The organism is Rugamonas rivuli (assembly GCF_009380165.1).
GTDB lineage: Bacteria > Pseudomonadota > Gammaproteobacteria > Burkholderiales > Burkholderiaceae_D > Rugamonas > Rugamonas rivuli.
Genome location: NZ_WHUF01000008.1, coordinates 152,006 through 170,722 on the forward strand (window position 1 = coordinate 152,006; position 18,717 = coordinate 170,722).

An 18,717-nucleotide genomic window follows, 5' to 3' on the forward strand; every position below is an offset into this window, starting at 1 on the left:
CCGCGACGTTGTCAACCTTGTGCAATCCCGCGTAGAATGCGTGCATCGCGGGTGTAGCTCAATGGTAGAGCAGAAGCTTCCCAAGCTTACGACGAGGGTTCGATTCCCTTCACCCGCTCCAGTCTCCCTCCATCACCGTAATGACTTCCCTCGATATCGACCAGCACCTGATACAGCTGCGCCGGCGCCACCGGCTTGTGCAGCAGGGGCACGCCGCTGTTGCGCGCTTCGCGCAGCCGGGCCGGGGCGGTGTCGCCGGTGATCAGCAGCGCCGGTAAGGTCACGCCGGCCTGCTCGCGCAGGGCGGCGATCGCTTCGGCGCCGGTCTGCTGGCCGCGCAGCCGGTAGTCGCTGATGATCAGCTCGGGCCGCAGCGCCGGCGCCAGCGCCAGCGCCTGCTCTATGCCGTCGGCCACCTGGCACTCGCAACCCCATGCCTGCAGCAGGCGCTGCATGCTGGCGCAGACGATGGCGTCGTCGTCCACCAGCAGCACCCGCATCGCCAGCGGACGCAGCGGCGCCGGCGGCGGTGCGGCCACGGCCGCCGCCGGCGCGCTCAGCGTCGCCAGCGGCAGCGCCAGCCGGAACACGCTGCCGCGTCCCGGCTGCGAGGACAGCGTCAGCGGCGCATCGAGGATGCGCGCCAGGCCGCGCGCGATCGACAATCCCAGGCCCAGGCCTTTCTGGCGGTCCCGCTCGGGATTGCCCAGCTGGTGGAACTCCTGGAAGATTTCCTGCTGCTGCGCGGCGGCGATGCCGATGCCGGTATCCCACACCTCGACCACGGCGCCGCCCGCGCGCCGCCGGCAGCCGACCAGTATGCCGCCGCGCTCGGTGTAGCGCACGGCGTTGGACACCAGGTTGCGCAGGATGAGCTCGACCAGCGCCGGATCCGATTGCAGCACCAGCTCGCTGTCGTGGGTGCGGTAGACCAGGCCCTGGCTGTCGGCCTGCGGCGCCAGCTCGCTTTCGATCTTGGCCAGCAGCGGCTGCAGCCGGAACGGCACGATGTGCGCCTCCACCACGCCGGCCTCGATGCGCGAAAAATCGAGCAGCGTGTGCAGCATGCCGGCCGACGCCTCCGACGCCGAGCGGGCGCTGGCCAGCACCTCGCGCTGGGCCGGCGTCAGCGCCGAGCGGCCCAGCACTTCGAGGAACAAGCCCTGCGCGTGGATGGGCTGGCGCAAGTCGTGGCTGGCGGCGGCGAGGAACTTCGACTTGGCCAGGTTGGCCTGCTCGGCCGCGTGCAGCGCCTGCTGCGCCTTGTCGGTCTCCACCCGCAGCTGGTCTATCAGTTCGATGTTGTCGAAGCGCAGCTGGATCGCCGCGCGCGCCGCGCGCGAACTGTTGCGGCCCTGGCTGAGCAAGCTGCTCAGATAGATCAGCACCGCCAGGCTCAGCGCCTGGAACGCCAGGTCGCCCAGGGTCCAGGTCTTGAGCGCCAGCGCGCCCAGTTCGAACACGCAGAATACGGCAAACACCGGCAGCACCGGCGACAGCAGCGACATCGAATTGCCGACGATGCCGGCCAGCACCGCCACCACCAGGATGCTGTTGGCGGCCGAGCTGGGATCCAGTCCGGCAAAGGCCAGCGCGCCCCAGGCGGCGCCGTCGATCGCGTTGAGCACGATCAGGCGGCGCGTCAGCCGGCCGGCGTGCTCGGGCAGGATGGGCGCGCGCAGCAGGCGCCGCGCATCCCAGCTGGCGAACACCTTGGAGACGATCACGCTGGCGCACCACAGGCGCAGCGCCAGCGTGTTGTCCGGCGTGGCCAGCACGTAGACCAGCAGCAGGGCGACGGCGATGGCCGGCAGCAGCGAACTGCCCATATTCCCCATCAACAGGCGGGCCTGCTCGGCGCGGATCAGGCGCTCGGTATCGGGCGCGGGCCGGCTAGCCAACCAGGCCTCGCTTGCGGGCGGCGAAGGCGGCCTCGGCGCGGCTGACCACGCCGAGCATCGCCAGCAGCGCCTGCACATGGCCGCGCACGGTGTTTTCCGACAGGTTCAGGCGGCGCGCGATCAGCTTGTTCGACAGGCCTTCGCAGATCAGGACCAGCACTTCGCACTGGCGCGGCGTCAGGTGCGGGCGCGGGTCGGCGGCGGCCGGGCGCTCGTCGCATTCGCCGCGCAGCACGGCGCTGATCGCGGCCTGGATGGCGGCGGCCGGTTCGGCCTTCGAGATGAAGCGGGCGGCGCCGCGCGCCAGCGCGCTGTGGGCGGTGGCGCTGGCGCCGTCGGCCGACAGCACGATCACCGGGCAGTCCGGCCAGCGGCGGTGGATCAGCGTCATGCCGTCGAGGCCGTTGACGCCGGGCAGCTGGATATCGAGCAAGACCAGACAGGGGGCAGGGCTGTCGCGCGGGACGCCGAGGGCTTCGTCGATCGAGGCGGCCTCGCGCACATCAAGGTGGGCGATGGCGTCGGACAGCATCAGGCGCAGGCCGGCGCGAAACAGCGAGTGATCGTCGATCAATAGGACGGTTGGTTTCATGGCATGCATTGTCACTAGGGGGCGGCGGCGCAGGCAAGGGCCGGGCCGCACTTCAGTCCAAATGGACTATTTCCCGATTAATGGTGTCAATTTACTATCGCATTGAGTCGCTAAGCAAGCAACTTTTAGTTGCCTACAACCTCAACCATCCAGGGATCATCCTATGAAATCGACACTCCTCGCGTTCGCCTTGAGCGCTGTCTTCGCCTCGTCGGCGATGGCCAAGACCTATGACATCGAATTGCACCAGTCGAAAACCAATCCGCTGCAGTGGACCGGCAGCTTCAACCTGAGCCAGCCTGTCCCGTTGGAGGGCGACTACTTCTCCGACACCTACAACTTCAAGCCCGACCTGCCCGGCGGCCTGAAGGTCAACGGCGGTGTGATCAACTTCTTCGGCTTCGACGAGGAAAGAATCTATTTCACCGACGTGTCGCTGAACGGCGTCTCGCTGGCGCTGACCAACGGCGACGGCGAGAGCAAGGCACGCCTGCTCAACACCGTGCTGAGTGGCCCGTTGACGCTGCGCGTGAGCGGCTTCACCGGCGGCTCGGCCAGCTACTCGGGCAACTTCAACATCACCACCGCCGTGCCGGAACCGGCCACCTACGGCATGCTGATGGCCGGCCTGGGGCTGGTCGGCGTGGCGGCCCGCCGCCGCAAAGCTAAATGATATAAATCGTTTATATCGAGCCGGGCCGGGGCCGTCGGTTCCGGCCGGCGTGCCGCTGCGTGATGACCACGACCAGCGCGATGCCGACCGTGTAGGCCAGCATGTCGTGCCACGAGAACGTCGACCCCAGCACCAGATGCCCCGCCGTCGTGGCGCGGATCGCGTTGATCCACGGCGCCTGGTACAGCTGCGACAATTCATCCAGATAGCAGATCGCCAGTGCGCTCGCCGCCAGGCGGCCCGTCGCCGCGCCGGGCCTGACAAAGGCGCAGCCCAGGTAGACCATCACCGCCCACAGCGCATCACCGGGATATTTGCCGAGGAACGCAGGCAGCAGAAACGGATATCTGCGCGACAGCAGGCCGCAGACGATCACCGCCACAAATCCAGCGAACAGCCAAAACCGTTTCCTCGCCATGCCTAGCCCTTGTCCTGTACCGACTTGATCAGGCTGTCGCGCAGGGTAGCGACGGCTTTCTGCACCGTGGAGAATTCGCCCGGCGTCAGGCCGCAGGCGTCCACCAGGTTCATGCCCAGGCCTTTTTCGCGCAGCGCGCGGCCGGCGTCGGTCAGGTTGACCAGCACCTGGCGCTCGTCGCCCGGATCGCGCTCGCGGCGCAGATAGCCCATCGTTTCCAGCTTCTTCAGGATGGGCGTCAGCGTGTTCGACTCCAGGAACAGCTTCTCGCCCAGGCTGCCGACGGTCTGGCCGTCCTGCTCCCACAGCGCGATGACGGTGATGTACTGGGTGTAGGTCAGCCCCAGCTCGTCCAGGATGGGACGGTAGGCGCGGCCGAACGCCAGGTTGGCGGAATAAATCGAGAAGCATAAAAAATCGGCCAGCTTGCGCGATTCTTTTTTTGCGGCGGCTTTGGTGCTCATGGCGGTCCCCTTGGTCTGCAGATGGCCGATTATACATCGGATGCGATTTGATCGGAAAAGCTTGACTTTGTTTTTGCTTGAGATATTATTCGTCTCATCCGATTGCATCGGATGCGATTAAAAACACCATCCCGACCACGACAAGGAGCACACCATGACCCGCATCGAACAAGTACTGTACACCGCCAAAACCCACACCACCGGCGGCCGCGACGGCAACGCCCGCAGCAGCGACGGCCGTCTGGACATCAAGCTGTCGCCGCCCGGCGGCAACGGCCAGGGCACCAATCCGGAGCAGCTGTTCGCGGCCGGCTGGTCGGCCTGCTTCATCGGCGCCCTGGGGCATGCGGCGCGGGCGATGAAGGTGCAACTGCCGGCCGACCTGGCGGTCGATGCCGAAGTCGACCTGGGCACGGCCGGCAGCGCCTACCTGCTGCAAGCGCGCCTGAACGTCAGCCTCCCGGGCCTGGAGCGTGACGTGGGCCAGGCGCTGATCGACGCGGCGCACCAGACCTGCCCGTACTCCAAGCTCACGCGCGGCAATATCCACGTCGAACTGGCGCTGGCAGCATGAATACCCAACGCCGCAACCTGCTGACCGGCGCACTGGCCGCCGTCGGTCTGGCCGCCGCCGAGCTGCCTTTCGCATCGCTGGCGCGCGCAGCCGATCTGCCGCAGCCGCTGGCGCCGATCCGCCAGATCCGCGCCGGCGAACTCGATGTCGGCTACTACGAGGCCGGCCCCGCCGACGGCAAGCCGGTGCTGCTGCTGCACGGCTGGCCATACGATATACATAGTTTCGCGGAGGTGGCGCCGCTGCTGGCGGCGCAAGGCTACCGCGTGATCGTGCCGCACCTGCGCGGCCATGGCAGTACGCGCTTCCTGTCCGATGCGGCGTTCCGCAACGGCCAGCAGGCGGCGGTGGCGCTGGACATCATCGCGCTGATGGACGCGCTGAAGATCCCCAAGGCCATCCTGGCCGGCTACGACTGGGGTGCGCGCACCGCCAACATCATCGCGGCCCTGTGGCCGGAGCGCTGCAAGGCCATGGTGTCGGTGAACGGCTATCTGATCAACAACCGCGAGCGCAACAAGCTGCCGCTGTCGCCCAAGGCGGAACACGGCTGGTGGTACCAGTTCTACTTTGCCACGGAGCGCGGACAGGCGGGCTACCAGGCCAACCGCCGCGAATTCGCCAACCTGATCTGGAAGGCCAATTCGCCGCAGTGGAACTTCGACCAGGCCACCTTCGACCGCAGCGCGGCCTCGTTCGACAATCCGGACTACATCGCCATCGTGATCCACAACTACCGCTGGCGCCTTAGCGTGGCGGACGGCGATCCGAAGTACGACGCGCTGGAGCGCAAGCTGGCGGCCAGTCCTGCGATCGGCGTGCCGACCATCACGCTGGACGGCGACAGCGACGGCGTGGCGCCGGCCACCGACGGCAAGGCGTATGCCGCCCGCTTCACCGGCAAGCGCACGCACCGCGTGATCAAGGGTGTGGGCCACAACCTGCCGCAGGAAGCGCCGCAGGCTTTCGCCCAGGCAGTGATCGACGTCGACGCGTACTAGCGGACGAACAGCGCGATCAGGATGACGATGGGGAGTGGAATGCCCAGCAACAGCAGTAGTATCGAGCGCATGATGGTCTCCGGTTAGATGGTGGTGGTGCGCACGATGACACGTGCGTGATCGCGGTGGCGGCCGCCCAGCGTGGCGGACAGGCTGGCGACGAAAGCGCCCAGCAGCAGGGCCACGAACATCCACAGCGCCGAATGGGCGGCGGCTTTGCGCGCTTCTTCGGCATCGGCTGGCGTCACGCCGGTGCGCTTGGCGATCAGCTGCGCCAGATTGCTGCGTTCCTCGGCGCTGAGTTTACCCGCCGGGACATCGGCGATCAGCATGCGGTTGATTTCGCTGCGCTGCGCGTCGATCGCGCCGGAGTCGATGGCGCCGCTGAGCGCTGCGCGCGTGCCGCCGGCCAGTACCGCGACCATGATCAGCGTCGACACCGCCCAGGCCAGCAGGCCGTGCGCGGTGTCGCGGAAGTGGACTTCATCGCCATGGACGCTGGCCCATTTGATGCGCAGGCGTCCGGCCATGTAGCCGCCGATGCCCGATGCCGCCAGCTGCACGAAGGCGATCCAGGCGACGGTGGCGTTGCCCAGCGGCGTGGCGTTGTACTGATAGGGCGATACCGACGACAGGCCAAGGCCCATGCCGAGTATCAGCAGGATGAATGACAGCGCGGCGGCGGCAGCGGCGCCGGCGAATACGGCGCCCCACGAAACGCCGGAGGCATAGCCATCTCCGAGTTCGTGGCTGGCCATGGCGCCGGCGTGTAATGGTTGGGTATGCATGGTCTCTCCTCTGGTTTTAGATATCAAGCAGAGACCATCATGTGCGACGCTTTGGCGCCGGTATGTTCGCGTCCGTACGTTCGACGCGTTTTAGCCGAAATACGACGCTCAGGCGATCTTGCGCTCGCCGCGCTGGAGGAAGTGATCGATCAGCGCCCGGTGCGTGGGCAGGTCGGCCAGCGCGCGGTGCGACATCTGCTCGATCATCTGGAACTCCCTGCGCGCTTCCTCGAAGCGCGGCAGCGTGCTGGCGTTGGCGTACTGCGCGGTCGGGTACTCCATCCCGTACAGCACGTACTGCCAGCTGGACGGCGGATACATCTCCAGGTCCACCACGAAGTCCATGCGGTGCGGCGCGCGGCGGCGCCACATCGCCAGCTTGTCGCGCAGCGATTCGGGGATGCTGGCCGGATCGGTGTTGTCGGTCCAGAAGGCGTTGTCGCGGCGCTGCGTCAGGCAGTAGTGCAGCTTGACGAAATCGACGATGCGCTCGTAGCGCGCCTTCATCATCTCGTTGAACACCTTGGCCACCGGCGCCATGTCGCCGTCGTGCGGGAACAGGTAGCTGACCAGGTAAGCCGCCGTTTCGATCAGGCCGATGCCGGACGATTCCAGCGGCTCCAGGAAGCCGCCCGACAAGCCCACCGCCACGCAGTTCTTCACCCAGTGCTGTTCGCGGTAGCCCACATTGAGCTTGAGCTGGCGCGGATTGAGGCCGTCGCTGGCCTTGCCGATGTAAGCGCGCAGCACCTGCTCGGCGCGGGTGTCGTCGGTGTGGCGGCTGGAGTAGACGTAGCCGATGCCGCGCCGCTGGTGCAGGCCGATGTCCCAGGTCCATCCCGCCTCGTGCGCGGTGGCGATGGTGTAGGAGGGGATGGGCGCGTCGGCCGTATCGTACGGCACCTGCATCGCCAGCGCGCGGTCGACGAACAGCGTGTCGTTGATGTTGCGGAAGGGCGTGCCCAGCGCGTCGCCGATCAGCGCGGCGCGGAAGCCGGTGCAGTCGATGTACAGGTCGGCCGTCAGCTCGCCGGCTTCCCTGGTGTGCACGGCGCCGATCGCGCCTTGCTCGTCCAATGACACGCGCTCCACCGTCGCCAGCACATGGCGCACGCCCAGCGATTGCGCGTGGGTGCTGAGCAGGGCGGCGAACTTGCCGGCGTCGAAATGGTAGGCGTAGTTCAGCGGTCCCATGAAGTCGGCGTCGTTGAAGCGCTTGGGCGCGTGCGCGGCGTCGGCCACGCGCTTTTGCATGGTGGCGGCGGCGGCGAAGCCCACGCCGGCAGGCGCGGCGCCCTGCAGCCAGTAGGGCAGCAGTTCCGGGCCTCCGGGGCGTTGGCTGGGCAGGCTGAATGGATGGAAGTAATGGTCGTTGCCCGGCGTGCCGGGCGGGCGCACCCAGTCGGTGAACTTGATGCCTTGCTTGAAGGTGGCGTTGCATTCGCGGATGAAGCGCGCTTCGTCGATGCCGATGGCGGCCAGCGTGCCGCGGATCGACGGGAAGGTGCCTTCGCCGACGCCGATGATGCCGATCTCCTTCGATTCCACCAGCGTGATGCGCACGCTGTCCCCGCCGGCGCCAGGACCGGCGTCGGCGCCCAGGGTGCGGGCCAGGAAGGCTGCCGTCAGCCAGCCGGCGGTGCCACCGCCGACGATCAGGACGTTCTTGACGGGTGTTGGTATCGTTTTCATCGTTTTTCCGGTCTCCATCGGCAGGGTGCGCCGTCGCCCGGGCATGCCAGGGAAACAACGCCGCTACAATTTTTAAATTGACATCCGTGATTTGAATTATGTACCATGAAATCGATTTCACAAATAAGGAAAACGGTTTCAGTTGATTTGAAAACGTTTTCAAACAACATGGAATCGTTTTTAACGATGATAAATGTAGCGTCGCCACCCCCGCTGCGATCGCTACGACAAAGGAGACTTATGAACGTCCACGTACCGCAGTCCGGGAAGCGCTTGCCGTCCCCGATCCAGTTGGCCATCCTCGCCCTGATGGCCGGCACCAGCGTCGCCGCGTATGCATCGCCGGCCGACGCCCCAGCCGCCGAGCAGTCCGCCGCCGCGGCAGCGGCCGCCGCCGACAAAAACTCGTCGGCCATCACCGAGGTGTATGTCACCGCGACCAAGCGTTCCACCTCGCTGCAAAAGACCCCGGTGGCCGTGACGGCGCTGAATGCCGCGGTGCTGGACGATAACCACGTCCAGACCCTGCAGGACGTGGTCAACCTGGTGCCAGGCTTCGCCGCCACCGGCCAGGGCGACCACGGCGTGATCACCATGACCTTGCGCGGCATCGGCAACGACAGCGCCAAGACCGAATACGCCGACCCGGAAGTGGCCAGCTTCGTCGACGGCATCTACTCGCCGCGTCCTGAAGGCGCGACCGCGCTGCTGTTCGACCTGGAAGCGATCGAAGTGCTGCGCGGCCCGCAAGGCACGCTGTGGGGTCGCAATTCGACGGTCGGCGCAGTCAATATGCAGACCGTGAAGCCGGAAATCGGCAGCAGCGCCGGTAACTTCGAAGCGGGCTACGGCAGCTACGCCCGCCTGGGCGCGCGCGGCGCGGTCAACATTCCGATCAACGACACCATGGCGATGCGCGTGGCGGTGGTGCACGAGCAGCACAACGGCTACGTCAACTACCAGACCGCGCCCAACCTGTCGCTGGCGGACCAGCATGCGGCGGCCGATCCGGTCATCGCCAAGTGGAACGCCGCCCATCCGGGCAACCCGATCGCCTTCCAGCCGATCAACACCAACCTGTTCGTCAACAACAACCAGAAGTACAGCGCGCAGGACCAGAGCGCGGCGCGTCTGAGCTTCCTGTGGCAGCCGTCGTCTGCCCTGAAATGGAACGTCGCGTACGAGCACTATATGGACCGCGGCACGCCGAGCATGAACCTGATGCAGACGCCGCGCGCGGGCCAGGACTTCTGGTCGGCGCTGATCGATACGGCGCCTAGCGTCAACCGCGATTCGCATTCGCTGCGCAGCCGCGTCGACTACGAGATCAATAAGGACATCAGCCTTGCCTACATCGCCGGCTACTCGCGCTTCAATGGCTCGTCGACCTTCGACCAGGATGGCGGCGCGAATATCCCGACCAGCTTCACCACCAACGGCAGCTACCAGGCCAACAACACCGTTTGGTCCAAGTACAAGAACTATAGCCACGAACTGGAGATCCAGTCGACCGGCAAGCGCGATGTGGACTGGCTGCTTGGCCTGTACTACGCCAATGAGGACAACGGCATCCGCTTCGACATCCCGATCATGAACGGCACCCAGCAGGGCACCGTGGGCTGGCAGGGTTCCTTCATCCAGCCTAAGGAAACCGTGGATTCGAAAGCCGTCTTCGGCCAAGCCACGTGGAACGCCACCGACGCGCTGCACGTGACCGGTGGCCTGCGCTACACCTCGGACGAGCGCAAGAACATCGGCGGCACCAACAATGGCTGGAGCAACCTCGATGCGCCGCAGATTCCTGTCAGCCCATCGATGAATCCACTGGGCGGCGGCACCGGCTTCACCACCTACCAGCACAACGACGGCGTGTTCAACGACCACAAGCTGACTGGCCTGGTGCGCGCCAGCTACGAGATCGACAAGAACAACATGGTCTACGCCAGCGTATCGACCGGCTACAAGTCGGGCGGTTTGCAGGATGGCGGCGTGCCATATGGTTCCGAGACGCTGACCAACTACGAGATCGGTTCGAAGAGCACCTTCTTCGGCGGCACGGTACGGATGAACAACTCGGCTTACTACGAGAAGTTCAAGGGCTTCCAGTTCAGCGCACCGGTGACGTATGCGGACGGTACGCGCGGCCTGGCTACCAGCAATGCGGAAGGTGCGAAGATATGGGGTGTCGAGACGGAGATCGCGGCCAAGATCACGCGTGAAGACCGCGTGCAGTTCACCGCCGCGTACACCAACGCCACGCTGAAGCATCTGATCGGTGGTAGTAACGACTATGTGCTGCCGGCCTGCACGGCGCCTGGCATCACCAATCCGTGCCTGGACGTGAGCGGCAACACCATGCCGCACTCGCCTAAGTTCAGCGCTCAGGTCATGTACCAGCACAGCTTCGCGCTGGATAGCGGCACGCTGATCCCGCGCATCAGCGCGCACTACGAGACGGCCAGCTGGCTGAGCGTGTTCAATCTGGGTGAGCCGGACAAGCAGAAGGCTTACACCCGCACCGACCTGGGTCTGCGCTTCGATTCCAATTCGAAGTGGTACTTCGATGCGTATGTCCGCAACGCGGAAGACGCGAAGATCAAGACCAGCGCGATGAACGCCAATGGCCCGTGGCAAGCGCAGTACCTGCCGCCACGCACCTTCGGCATCAACGTCGGCAAATCGTTCTAAGCACGGAGCTTTTCCTGTAGTCCCAGTTGTAGTGGTCTTCCAACCCCTCGGCCCCTCAAGGCCGAGGGGATTTTTTTTGCCTACCGCTTGCTCGTCATTTCCGTCTTCGCGGGAATGACGATAAAAAAAGGGCCGGCGCCTGTTTGGCGCCGGCCCTTTACGTTCTGCCTTGCTGACTTAATCCTTGTGATGGAACGGTGCGTACCAGGTGACGATGAACGATGGGATCGTCGCGGCCATCACCAGCCAGAAGTAGTGCACATAACCCAGCGCCTGCTGCAAATGGCCGCTGACGATGCCCGTCACCATCATGCATAAACCCATCAGGCCCGTGCCGAAAGCGTAGTGTGTCGTCGTGTATTTGCCCGGCGCTAGCTGCTGCATCAGATAGATCATGAATCCCACCGAGCCGAAACCGAAGAAGAACTTCTCGATCGCCACGCCGGCGCTGATCACCAGCAGGTTGTCCGGCTGGTAGATGCTCATCAACAGGAAGGTGACGTTGGGGATGTTGACCGCGCAGCACAGCACGAACAAGGTCGCCGGCAGCCCGCGCCGCGCGACGAAGATGCCGCCCAGCAGAGACCCCAGCAGCACGGCGATCAAGCCATACGTCCCATAGATTAGCCCCAGCATCTCGTTCGACAAACCCAGCCCGCCCTGCGCCACCGGATCGACCATGAAGAAGGGACCGATCTTTTCCAGCAGCCCGATACTGAGCCGGAACAGGAAGGCAAACGCCACCATCGTCCACACGTCGCGCTTCTGGAAGAAGGTGACGAAGGAGTCCTTGAGGATGAAGGCCGCTTCGGCCACCGACGCCGGCGCATTCTCCGCCTTGGCGCCATCGGGCATCACGCGCATATGCCACAAGGCGGCGACGATGGTGATCGCCGCCACGATGAAGAAGATGATGCGCCATGATTCGATCCACTCCGGCCCGAACACGCCGGCCTGGTGATGGAAGTAGTGCGTGTGCAGCCAGCCGCTCAGATATACCATGCCACCCGAGGCGACGATGGGGCCGATGTTCCAGCTCAGGCTCTGGATGCCGCAGAACAGCGATTGCGTCCTGGCGTCCAGCGAGGTGACGTAGACGCCGTCGGAGGCGATGTCCTGCGTGGCGCCCACCAGCGACAGCACGCCGAACAGGAACACCATCACCACCATGTAGTCCGGCAGCGACATCGCCAGCGCCACGCCGGCGAAACCGACGCCGATGATCAGCTGCGCGCACAGCACGAAGAACTTCTTGGTGCGGTACATTTCGACGAAGGGCGCGAACAGCGGCTTGATGGTGTAGGCCAGGATCAGGTAGCTGGCGTACTGCGCGGCCTGGCCGTTGTCCATGCCCAGGTTCTTGAACATGATGGAGGTGACGCTGGTGAGCATCATGTAGGTCAGCGCCATCGCGAAGTAGCCGCTGGGGACCCACAGCATCGGCGTGCCGCGAGCGAACATGGCGCGTAGCAGCGATGGCGGTTGAATGGCGGCGGCGGGTGCTTGCTGTTCCTGCGCTGGCGCGGCGGATGGTGCGGTTTGCATGATGTCGTCCTCGTTATTCTCGTTGGAGTGTAAAGCATCAGGCTCTGCGGCCTGTAGAAAGGAAAACGCCGGCATCTGCGCCGGCGGGTTTGAAACGCTTGATCTAGGCCGCGTGCGCGGTGCGCTGCGGCCTTTGTTTCAACAGATATTCGCGGTACCAGTGCGCGCTGTGCTTCAGCGTTCGCTGCTGCGTCGCATAGTCGACATGCACGATGCCGAAGCGCTTTGCGTAGCCCGAGTTCCATTCGAAGTTGTCGAGCAGGCTCCAAAGGAAGTAGCCCTGGATGTCCACGCCCTGCAGCCGCGCGTCGTTCAGCGCCTTCAGGTGGCGCAGCACGAAATCGATGCGCGCCTCGTCCGGGATCTCGCCATCGACGATCACGTCCGGATTGGCCATGCCGTTCTCGGTGATGTAGATCGGCGGCAGATCGTATTCGGCCTTCAGTTTCAGCAGCAGCTCGGTCAGGCCGTCGGGGAAGATCTCCCAGCCCATGTCGGTGGTGCCCAGCTTCGCTTCCGGCTGGCGCGGCGGCGTCTCGGCCGAGCAGTAGGCGCGGAAGTAGTAGTTCACGCCGAGGAAGTCGATCTTGTGCTGGATGTCCTTGAAGTCGTTCGCGTGGATCACCGGCGCGTTGTCGCCGTGGCCCTGCAGCGCCAGTTCCGGGTATTTGCCCTTGAAGATGGGATCCATGAACCACTGCACCGAGCGCGCGTATTCGAATTCCGCCATCGCCTTGTCGGCCGCGCTGTCGGTGGCCGCGTCGGCGGTCCATTGATTGAGCACGATGCCCAGCTGCGCGCTGCTGCCCACCGCGCGCATCGCCTGCATCGCCAGCCCGTGCGACAGCAGCAGGTGGTGCGACACCTGTATCGATTGCTTCAGGTCCGCCACGCCCGGCGCGAACTGCGCGTTGCCGTAGCCCAGATTGGCCGTGCACCATGGCTCGTTGTGCGTTGCAATCGTTTTCAAGCGCGAGCCAAAACGACGCGCCACTTCGCCGGCATAGTCGGCAAAACGGTAGGCGGTGTCGCGATTGAGCCAGCCGCCGTCGTCCTGCAGGCCTTGCGGCAGATCCCAGTGGTACAGCGTGACGTGGGCGTCTATGCCCTTGGCCTCCAGCTCGGACAGCAGCCGGTCGTAGAAGGCGAAACCGGCTTCGTTCCACGCGCCCTTGCCCTGCGGCTGCACGCGCGACCAGGCCATCGAGAAGCGGTAGGCGTCCACGCCCAGGCCGGACATGATGGCCACGTCTTCCGGGTAGCGGTGGTAGTGGTCGCAGGCGACATCGCCATTGCTGCCGTCGATGACTTTGCCGGGGGTGTGGCTGAAGGTGTCCCAGATCGACGGCCCCTTGCCATCGGCGGCCGCGCCGCCTTCAATCTGGAACGCGCTGGTGGCCACGCCCCAGGTGAACGAGGGCGGAAATTGCGTGAAATCGGTCATGTTGATGTCGCTTGAGGATTAACGGGAGTGCTTGAAAACGTTTTCAAACCACTGAGCACGATTAGACCTGAACTCAAACTGGGTGTCAATCATTTGCTGAAGTGGGGTTTTGGCGGCTGATATAATGCTGCCTCATTGATTATCGACTCAGTTCATCCCATGTCTTCCGATACCCCTAAAGACGGCCCAGCGCGGCCTATGCTCTACGACCCGACCGAACACCGCATCCGCAGTTTCGTCACCCGCGCCGGCCGCCTGTCGACGGCGCAAGCGCGCGCGCTGGAAGAACTGAGCCCGAAGTACATGATCGAATACGCCAAGGCGCCACTCGACTATGAGCAAGCCTTCGGCCGCAAGGCGCCGGTGGTGCTGGAGATCGGCTTCGGCATGGGCGGCACCACGGCGCACATCGCCGGTGTGATGCCGGAGAAGGACTTCATCGGCGTGGAAGTGCACACGCCCGGCGTGGGCAGCCTGCTCAAGCTGATCGAAGAGCAGGGCCTGACCAATCTGAAGGCGATCCAGCACGACGCGGTCGAAGTGCTGAACCAGATGATCCCGGACGGCTCGCTGCACGGCGTGCATATCTACTTCCCGGACCCTTGGCACAAGGCCCGCCACAACAAGCGCCGCCTGATCCAGTCGCCGTTCGTCAAGCTGCTGGTGCAGAAGCTGTCCGTGGGCGGCTACCTGCACTGCGCCACCGATTGGGAAGACTACGCGGTGCAGATGCTGGAAGTGCTGGGCGCGGAAGAGGGCTTGCAGAACACTGCCGACGGCTATGCGCCGCAGCCGGCTTATCGTCCGCTGACCAAGTTTGAAAACCGCGGCTTGAAACTGGGCCACGGCGTGTGGGATCTGGTCTTCACCAAGAAGTAATTATTTGCGCAGCCGGACGATGGCGGCGTTCAAGCGTTTGAACGTCTCGTCCGGCACCGACTTGCTGCACCACAGGCGACGCTCGTAGCCTTTGTACAGGTCGGAGAAGTAGATCCGCTTGTAGTGCGAAGCGGGATACCCCGAAACCTTGACCGCTTCCTCCAGCTCCTCCTCCGTGATGAAGAAGTAATCGATGCTGTGCCGGCGCAGCATGTCCAGCAGCTGCTGGGTGTCGGCCGTGGTGGGGATGGTGGTCGTCTTGTAGCGCAGCAGGCCGCGGTCGATCGCTACGCCGTAGGAGGCGCCCCGGTTCACCACCGCGCGCAGGTTCTTGTCGGTCAGCGTGTCCTTCAGCGGCTCCTCGTCGTGCATGGCCGTGTTGCCGCTCCACGTCAGCGCGAACGGGCGCTTGTCTTCGTACACCACTTCCGAGAATTTGCCGGTGCGTTCGCGCTCCGGCGTTTGCAGCCAGCCCAGCATGCAGGCGGGTTCCCGGCCGTCCTGCATCAGCACCAGCTGCATCTTGGCCGGCGTTTGCCGCACCTGGAAGGGAATGCCGGCGGCGTTCAGCGCGGCGATGGCGGGCCTGGCGACGTGGCCGGTCAGCACGCCGCGCGAGTCGGCGTAGTGCAGCGGCGGGCTTTGCGAAAAGTGCAGCGCCAGTGGCAGGGCCGGCGCAGGCGCAGGCGGCTGGGCCGACGCGGCGCCTGCCGCCGTCAGCAGGGACAGGGCGAACAGCTTCATCACTTCTCCAGCGGCTCCATGTCCAGCACCACGACGTACGACAGGCGGCCGTTCTGCCACACGCCGCCGCCGCGCACCTGTGCCTCGCAGCTGGTGATGCGGCCTTCGATTTCCTTGTGCTTCAACAGCGCGCGGAAAGTCAGCGAGGCCTTGGGCGACAGGTAGCCCGTCATGCGGCCGCCGAGGAAGACTGCAACGGCGGCGCTTTCGTAGGGATTGACGTCGTCAGGCACCAGCGTGGCCAGGTAGGGCGCGGCCGCAGCCTGTTCGCCATGGTCGCCGGCCAGCGCCTTGAGCGTGGCCTGGTAGCGCGATTCGTTGACCACTTCGACCAGGAAGCGGCCGTCGTCGGACCAGTGCAGCGCGGGCGCGCCTTCGGGCAGCGCCGGCTCGTAGGGCGTGGCCGGGCGGGCCGGCAGCTGCATCGGCTTGGCCGGATTGGTCTTGATGATCGCGTAGACCACCAGGCCGGTGACGGCGATGATCAGCAGGGAGATGGCGAGTTCCATGGCGGGCTATGCCTGTTTATCTAAAGGCCGACATCTTAACGCATGCCCTTGGCCTGATACACAATTTTGCCGCCCACCATAGTCTGCAGCACCTTGATGTTGGCGATGTCCTCGGCCGGGATGGTGAAGAAATTCCGGTCCAATACGATCATGTCGGCCAGCTTGCCCGGTTCCAGCGAACCGGTAAGCGCTTCCTGGCGCAGCGTGTACGCGGCGTTGAGCGTGATGGCGCGCAGCACGGCGGCGCGCGGCATGCCGGGCTGCGGCCCCAGCGTGCCCTCGTACTCCTTGCCGGCGTTGGGCGCGGCGGTGCGGGTCACGCCGACCTTGAGCGCGAACCATTCGTCGAGCGGATCGACCGGCCAGTCGCTGCCGAAAGCGATGCGTGCGCCGGCGTTCAGCAGCAGCGCCTGCGGTTCGACGATGGCGTAGCGCTGCGGGCCCATGTAGTCCTTCAGCGCGCCCACGGTATCGGGCGCCGGCTTCCCCCACTGGAGGGACAGCACCGGCGTCACATCCAGTTTGGCGAAGCGCGGGTAGTCGGCCGGGGCGACGATTTCGTCGTGCGCCAGCGCGGGTCGCATGGCCTTGCCGGCCGGCGTGGCGCGCAGGGCTTCGATGGCGTCCAGCGATACACGCACGGCGCGGTCGCCGTCGACGTGGATGTGCGGATCGATGCGGGCGTTGGCCAGTTCGGTCAGCGTGGTCTTCAGCGCCTCGGGCGAGAAGTAGCTGGCCGGGCCGGTGCTGGCGCCGGGCTGCCAGTCCGGCTTGTCCGCCGTGCCCTGGTTGACCAGGTAGGGCTCCAGCATGGCGCCGGTGAAGGCCGGCGCGGAGATCACGCCGTCCATGAACAGCTTGGCGTGGCGCACCTGCATCGATGGTGCGGCGACGGTCGGCCCTTGGTCGAACTGCTTCTGCTGCTTGAGCAGCTCGGCCACTGCGCTTTGCGGCGTGGCGCCTTTATCGAGGTCGATCAGCACTGCGAAGTGCGCGCGCGCGGTCAGCTTGCCCTGCTTGTGCAGGTCGGCGAAGGCGGTCATGGTTTCGGGATCGGTGTAGGCGTCGAGGAAGCTGGTGATGCCCTGCTTGCGCATCGCCGCCAGCGCGGCCTTGGATGCGGACAGGTTCTCGGCCACCGTCAGTGGCGGCAGCAGGTTCATCGCCATGTCCTGCGCGGCGTCTTCCAGCAGGCCGGTGGCGTCGCCCTTGGCGTCGCGGGTGATCTTGCCGCCGGCGGGATCGGGCATGTCGCGCTTGATGCCGGCCAGTTGCACGCCTTTGGTGTTGAGCAGCGCGGAGTGGCCGAAGGAGGAGCGCACGATGACGGGGCGTTCGGTCTTCAGCGCATCGAGCGTGGCGGCGGTGGTTTCCACGCCGTCCGGCAGCATCCCTTGCTGGAACCAGTTGACCACCACCAGCCAGCGGTCGGCGCCGGACTTCTTGTCCTTATCGATGCAGGCCTGGATGCGCGACTGGAACTGGGCCACCGTCAGCGCCTCGTAATCGAGGCTGCAGTTGAGCAGGCGGCTGCCGCCCGATTGCGGGTGCATATGGCCGTCGATCAGGCCGGGCATCAGCATGCGGCCATGCAGGTCGATCACTTTGGTTTTTTTGCCGGTCAGCGGCTTGGTGCCGGCATTGTCGCCCACGTAGACGATGCGGCCGGCACGCACGGCCAGCGCCTGCTGCACGCTGTCTTTCGCATCGACGGTGTAGATGTAGCCGTTGCGGTAGATGGTGTCGGCCGGCGCCGCGGCGGCAGCGGCGGTCGATCCGGTGAGTGCCAGCGTCAATGCAGCGACGTATCGGTTCATGCGTTCCCCTGTTTTTATGCGGCTCCCATCGCCTTGGCGCGCGGGGCCAGCGGCAGGAACGCCAGCAGGTTCCCCGCCAGTACCAGCGCCAGCCCGGTCAGGGCGGTCGGCGTCCAGTGGTAGCCTTCATAGATCGTTGAAATGGTCAGTGCCACGATGGGGAATAATACCGTGGAATAGGCCGCGCGGTCCGGTCCTATGCGGCCGACCAGCAACAGGTAGGCGGTGAAGCCGATCACCGAGCCGGGAATCGCCAGGTACAGCAGGGCGCCGACGTAGCGCGTGGTCGGCTCCAGCGCGAACGGCATGCCCAGCGCCAGCGCCGCCACGCCCAGCGTGGTGGAGCCGATCAGCATGGCCCAGCTGTTGGTCAGCCACGGCGTCAGGCCCATGGACTGCATGCGGCTCGACAGCAGGTTCCCGCACGAGAAGCACAGCGTGCCGCCCAAGGTCAGCGCGAGGCCCATCATCACTTTGCTGTCGTGCCAGTGGCCCGCCATCTGCGGCGCGAACAGCAGCACGATGCCGGTCAGGCCGAGCAGGGCGCCCACCATCACCTGGCGGCGTATCGGCCGGCCGAGGAAGATGCGGCCGTTGATGGCGTTCCACAGCGGCGCGGTGGAGAACACCACCGCTTCGAGGCCGCTGGTGATCCACTGGCTGGCGTAGTAGAAGCACAGGAAGTTCAGGCAGAACAGCGCCATGCCCTGTGCGAACAGGTAGCGCCAGGCCTGGCGCGGCGGCCACCACGGCTTGCGGGTGACGAGCAAGAATCCCATCAACACGGCGGCGGCCAGCCAGAAGCGGTAGGCGATCGACACCGGCGCCGGCACCACGCCGAGCTGGAAGGTGATGGCGATCCAGGTGGTACCCCAGATCAGGACAGTGAGCAGGTAGAGGAAGATATTCATGCCCACAGCATGCCGGACGGGCGCGAGCGGCGCTTGTCTGAAATTGCGCAAATCGGCCGGCCGCCAGCGGGGAGAGG

The 18,717-nt window shown here is 65.3% G+C and carries 17 protein-coding genes and 1 tRNA gene; 6 read left to right on the forward strand and 12 right to left on the reverse strand.

Going from position 1 to position 18,717, the window contains the following annotated elements; translation table 11 throughout:
* Positions 1–47: 47 nt before the first annotated feature.
* Positions 48–121: transfer RNA gene (locus tag GEV01_RS26070), tRNA-Gly, on the forward strand.
* Here the strand turns inward: GEV01_RS26070 and GEV01_RS26075 are convergent.
* Both GEV01_RS26075 and GEV01_RS26080 read right to left on the reverse strand, forming a co-directional pair.
* Positions 87–1,901, reverse strand: coding sequence for an ATP-binding response regulator (locus tag GEV01_RS26075; RefSeq protein ID WP_235914588.1), 1,815 nt, complete (start codon positions 1,899–1,901; stop codon positions 87–89). The genes GEV01_RS26070 and GEV01_RS26075 overlap by 35 nt on opposite strands.
* On the reverse strand, positions 1,894–2,493 hold the full coding sequence (locus GEV01_RS26080; protein ID WP_235914589.1) for a response regulator transcription factor: 600 nt from the start codon (positions 2,491–2,493) through the stop codon (positions 1,894–1,896). Before GEV01_RS26080 ends, GEV01_RS26075 begins: the two co-directional genes overlap by 8 nt.
* A 163-nt stretch (positions 2,494–2,656) precedes the next feature.
* On the opposite strand from GEV01_RS26080, the gene GEV01_RS26085 reads away from it, so the two are divergent.
* Positions 2,657–3,166: an FxDxF family PEP-CTERM protein gene (locus tag GEV01_RS26085; protein ID WP_217428504.1), complete on the forward strand. Its 510-nt coding sequence runs from the start codon at positions 2,657–2,659 to the stop codon at positions 3,164–3,166.
* 10 nt (positions 3,167–3,176) lie between these two features.
* Here GEV01_RS26085 and GEV01_RS26090 read toward each other — a convergent pair whose 3' ends face one another.
* Positions 3,177–3,584, reverse strand: coding sequence for a ribosomal maturation YjgA family protein (locus tag GEV01_RS26090; protein WP_152808602.1), 408 nt, complete (start codon positions 3,582–3,584; stop codon positions 3,177–3,179).
* 2 nt (positions 3,585–3,586) lie between these two features.
* Complete coding sequence (locus GEV01_RS26095) at positions 3,587–4,048, reverse strand: MarR family winged helix-turn-helix transcriptional regulator (RefSeq protein WP_152808604.1); 462 nt, start codon at positions 4,046–4,048, stop codon at positions 3,587–3,589.
* A gap of 154 nt (positions 4,049–4,202) precedes the next feature.
* On the opposite strand from GEV01_RS26095, the gene GEV01_RS26100 reads away from it, so the two are divergent.
* Together GEV01_RS26100 and GEV01_RS26105 are read left to right on the forward strand one after the other, a co-directional pair.
* Positions 4,203–4,622 carry an organic hydroperoxide resistance protein gene (locus GEV01_RS26100; RefSeq protein WP_152808606.1) on the forward strand — a complete coding sequence of 140 codons (420 nt, stop codon included), beginning with the start codon at positions 4,203–4,205 and terminating at the stop codon, positions 4,620–4,622.
* Positions 4,619–5,623, forward strand: a complete 1,005-nt coding sequence (locus tag GEV01_RS26105) for an alpha/beta fold hydrolase (RefSeq protein ID WP_152808608.1) — start codon at positions 4,619–4,621, stop codon at positions 5,621–5,623. Before GEV01_RS26100 ends, GEV01_RS26105 begins: the two co-directional genes overlap by 4 nt.
* A gap of 83 nt (positions 5,624–5,706) precedes the next feature.
* On the opposite strand, the gene GEV01_RS26110 is transcribed toward GEV01_RS26105, so the two are convergent.
* Together GEV01_RS26110 and GEV01_RS26115 are read right to left on the reverse strand one after the other, a co-directional pair.
* Positions 5,707–6,411: a hypothetical protein gene (locus GEV01_RS26110; protein ID WP_217428506.1), complete on the reverse strand. Its 705-nt coding sequence runs from the start codon at positions 6,409–6,411 to the stop codon at positions 5,707–5,709.
* Positions 6,412–6,519: 108 nt separating this feature from the next.
* Positions 6,520–8,103 carry a tryptophan halogenase family protein gene (locus GEV01_RS26115; RefSeq protein WP_152808610.1) on the reverse strand — a complete coding sequence of 528 codons (1,584 nt, stop codon included), beginning with the start codon at positions 8,101–8,103 and terminating at the stop codon, positions 6,520–6,522.
* Positions 8,104–8,343: 240 nt separating this feature from the next.
* Between GEV01_RS26115 and GEV01_RS26120 the strand changes: the two genes are divergently transcribed.
* The gene (locus tag GEV01_RS26120) at positions 8,344–10,791 is read left to right on the forward strand and encodes a TonB-dependent receptor (protein ID WP_152808612.1); all 2,448 of its coding nucleotides are present in this window, start codon (positions 8,344–8,346) and stop codon (positions 10,789–10,791) included.
* Positions 10,792–10,968: 177 nt separating this feature from the next.
* Here the strand turns inward: GEV01_RS26120 and GEV01_RS26125 are convergent, their stop codons facing one another.
* Together GEV01_RS26125 and GEV01_RS26130 are read right to left on the reverse strand one after the other, a co-directional pair.
* Positions 10,969–12,336 (reverse strand): MFS transporter, encoded by a 1,368-nt coding sequence (locus GEV01_RS26125; protein ID WP_217428508.1) that lies wholly within the window; start codon positions 12,334–12,336, stop codon positions 10,969–10,971.
* Positions 12,337–12,439: 103 nt separating this feature from the next.
* Positions 12,440–13,780 carry a GH1 family beta-glucosidase gene (locus tag GEV01_RS26130; protein WP_152808614.1) on the reverse strand — a complete coding sequence of 447 codons (1,341 nt, stop codon included), beginning with the start codon at positions 13,778–13,780 and terminating at the stop codon, positions 12,440–12,442.
* Between the two features lie 198 nt (positions 13,781–13,978).
* Here GEV01_RS26130 and trmB point away from each other — a divergent pair, with 198 nt between their 5' ends.
* On the forward strand, positions 13,979–14,659 hold the full coding sequence (trmB, locus tag GEV01_RS26135) for a tRNA (guanosine(46)-N7)-methyltransferase TrmB (RefSeq protein WP_152808903.1): 681 nt from the start codon (positions 13,979–13,981) through the stop codon (positions 14,657–14,659).
* Here the strand turns inward: trmB and GEV01_RS26140 are convergent, their stop codons facing one another.
* From GEV01_RS26140 to GEV01_RS26155, 4 genes are read right to left on the reverse strand one after another with little or no spacing between them, the layout of a single operon-like run.
* Positions 14,660–15,403 (reverse strand): transporter substrate-binding domain-containing protein, encoded by a 744-nt coding sequence (locus tag GEV01_RS26140; RefSeq protein WP_152808616.1) that lies wholly within the window; start codon positions 15,401–15,403, stop codon positions 14,660–14,662.
* Positions 15,403–15,912, reverse strand: a complete 510-nt coding sequence (locus tag GEV01_RS26145; RefSeq protein ID WP_152808618.1) for a hypothetical protein — start codon at positions 15,910–15,912, stop codon at positions 15,403–15,405. The genes GEV01_RS26140 and GEV01_RS26145 overlap by 1 nt, the downstream gene beginning before the upstream one ends.
* Positions 15,913–15,947: 35 nt before the next feature.
* Positions 15,948–17,729, reverse strand: coding sequence for an amidohydrolase (locus GEV01_RS26150; RefSeq protein ID WP_152808620.1), 1,782 nt, complete (start codon positions 17,727–17,729; stop codon positions 15,948–15,950).
* A 14-nt stretch (positions 17,730–17,743) separates the two neighbouring features.
* Positions 17,744–18,640, reverse strand: coding sequence for a DMT family transporter (locus tag GEV01_RS26155; protein WP_070270913.1), 897 nt, complete (start codon positions 18,638–18,640; stop codon positions 17,744–17,746).
* Positions 18,641–18,717 lie beyond the last annotated feature (77 nt).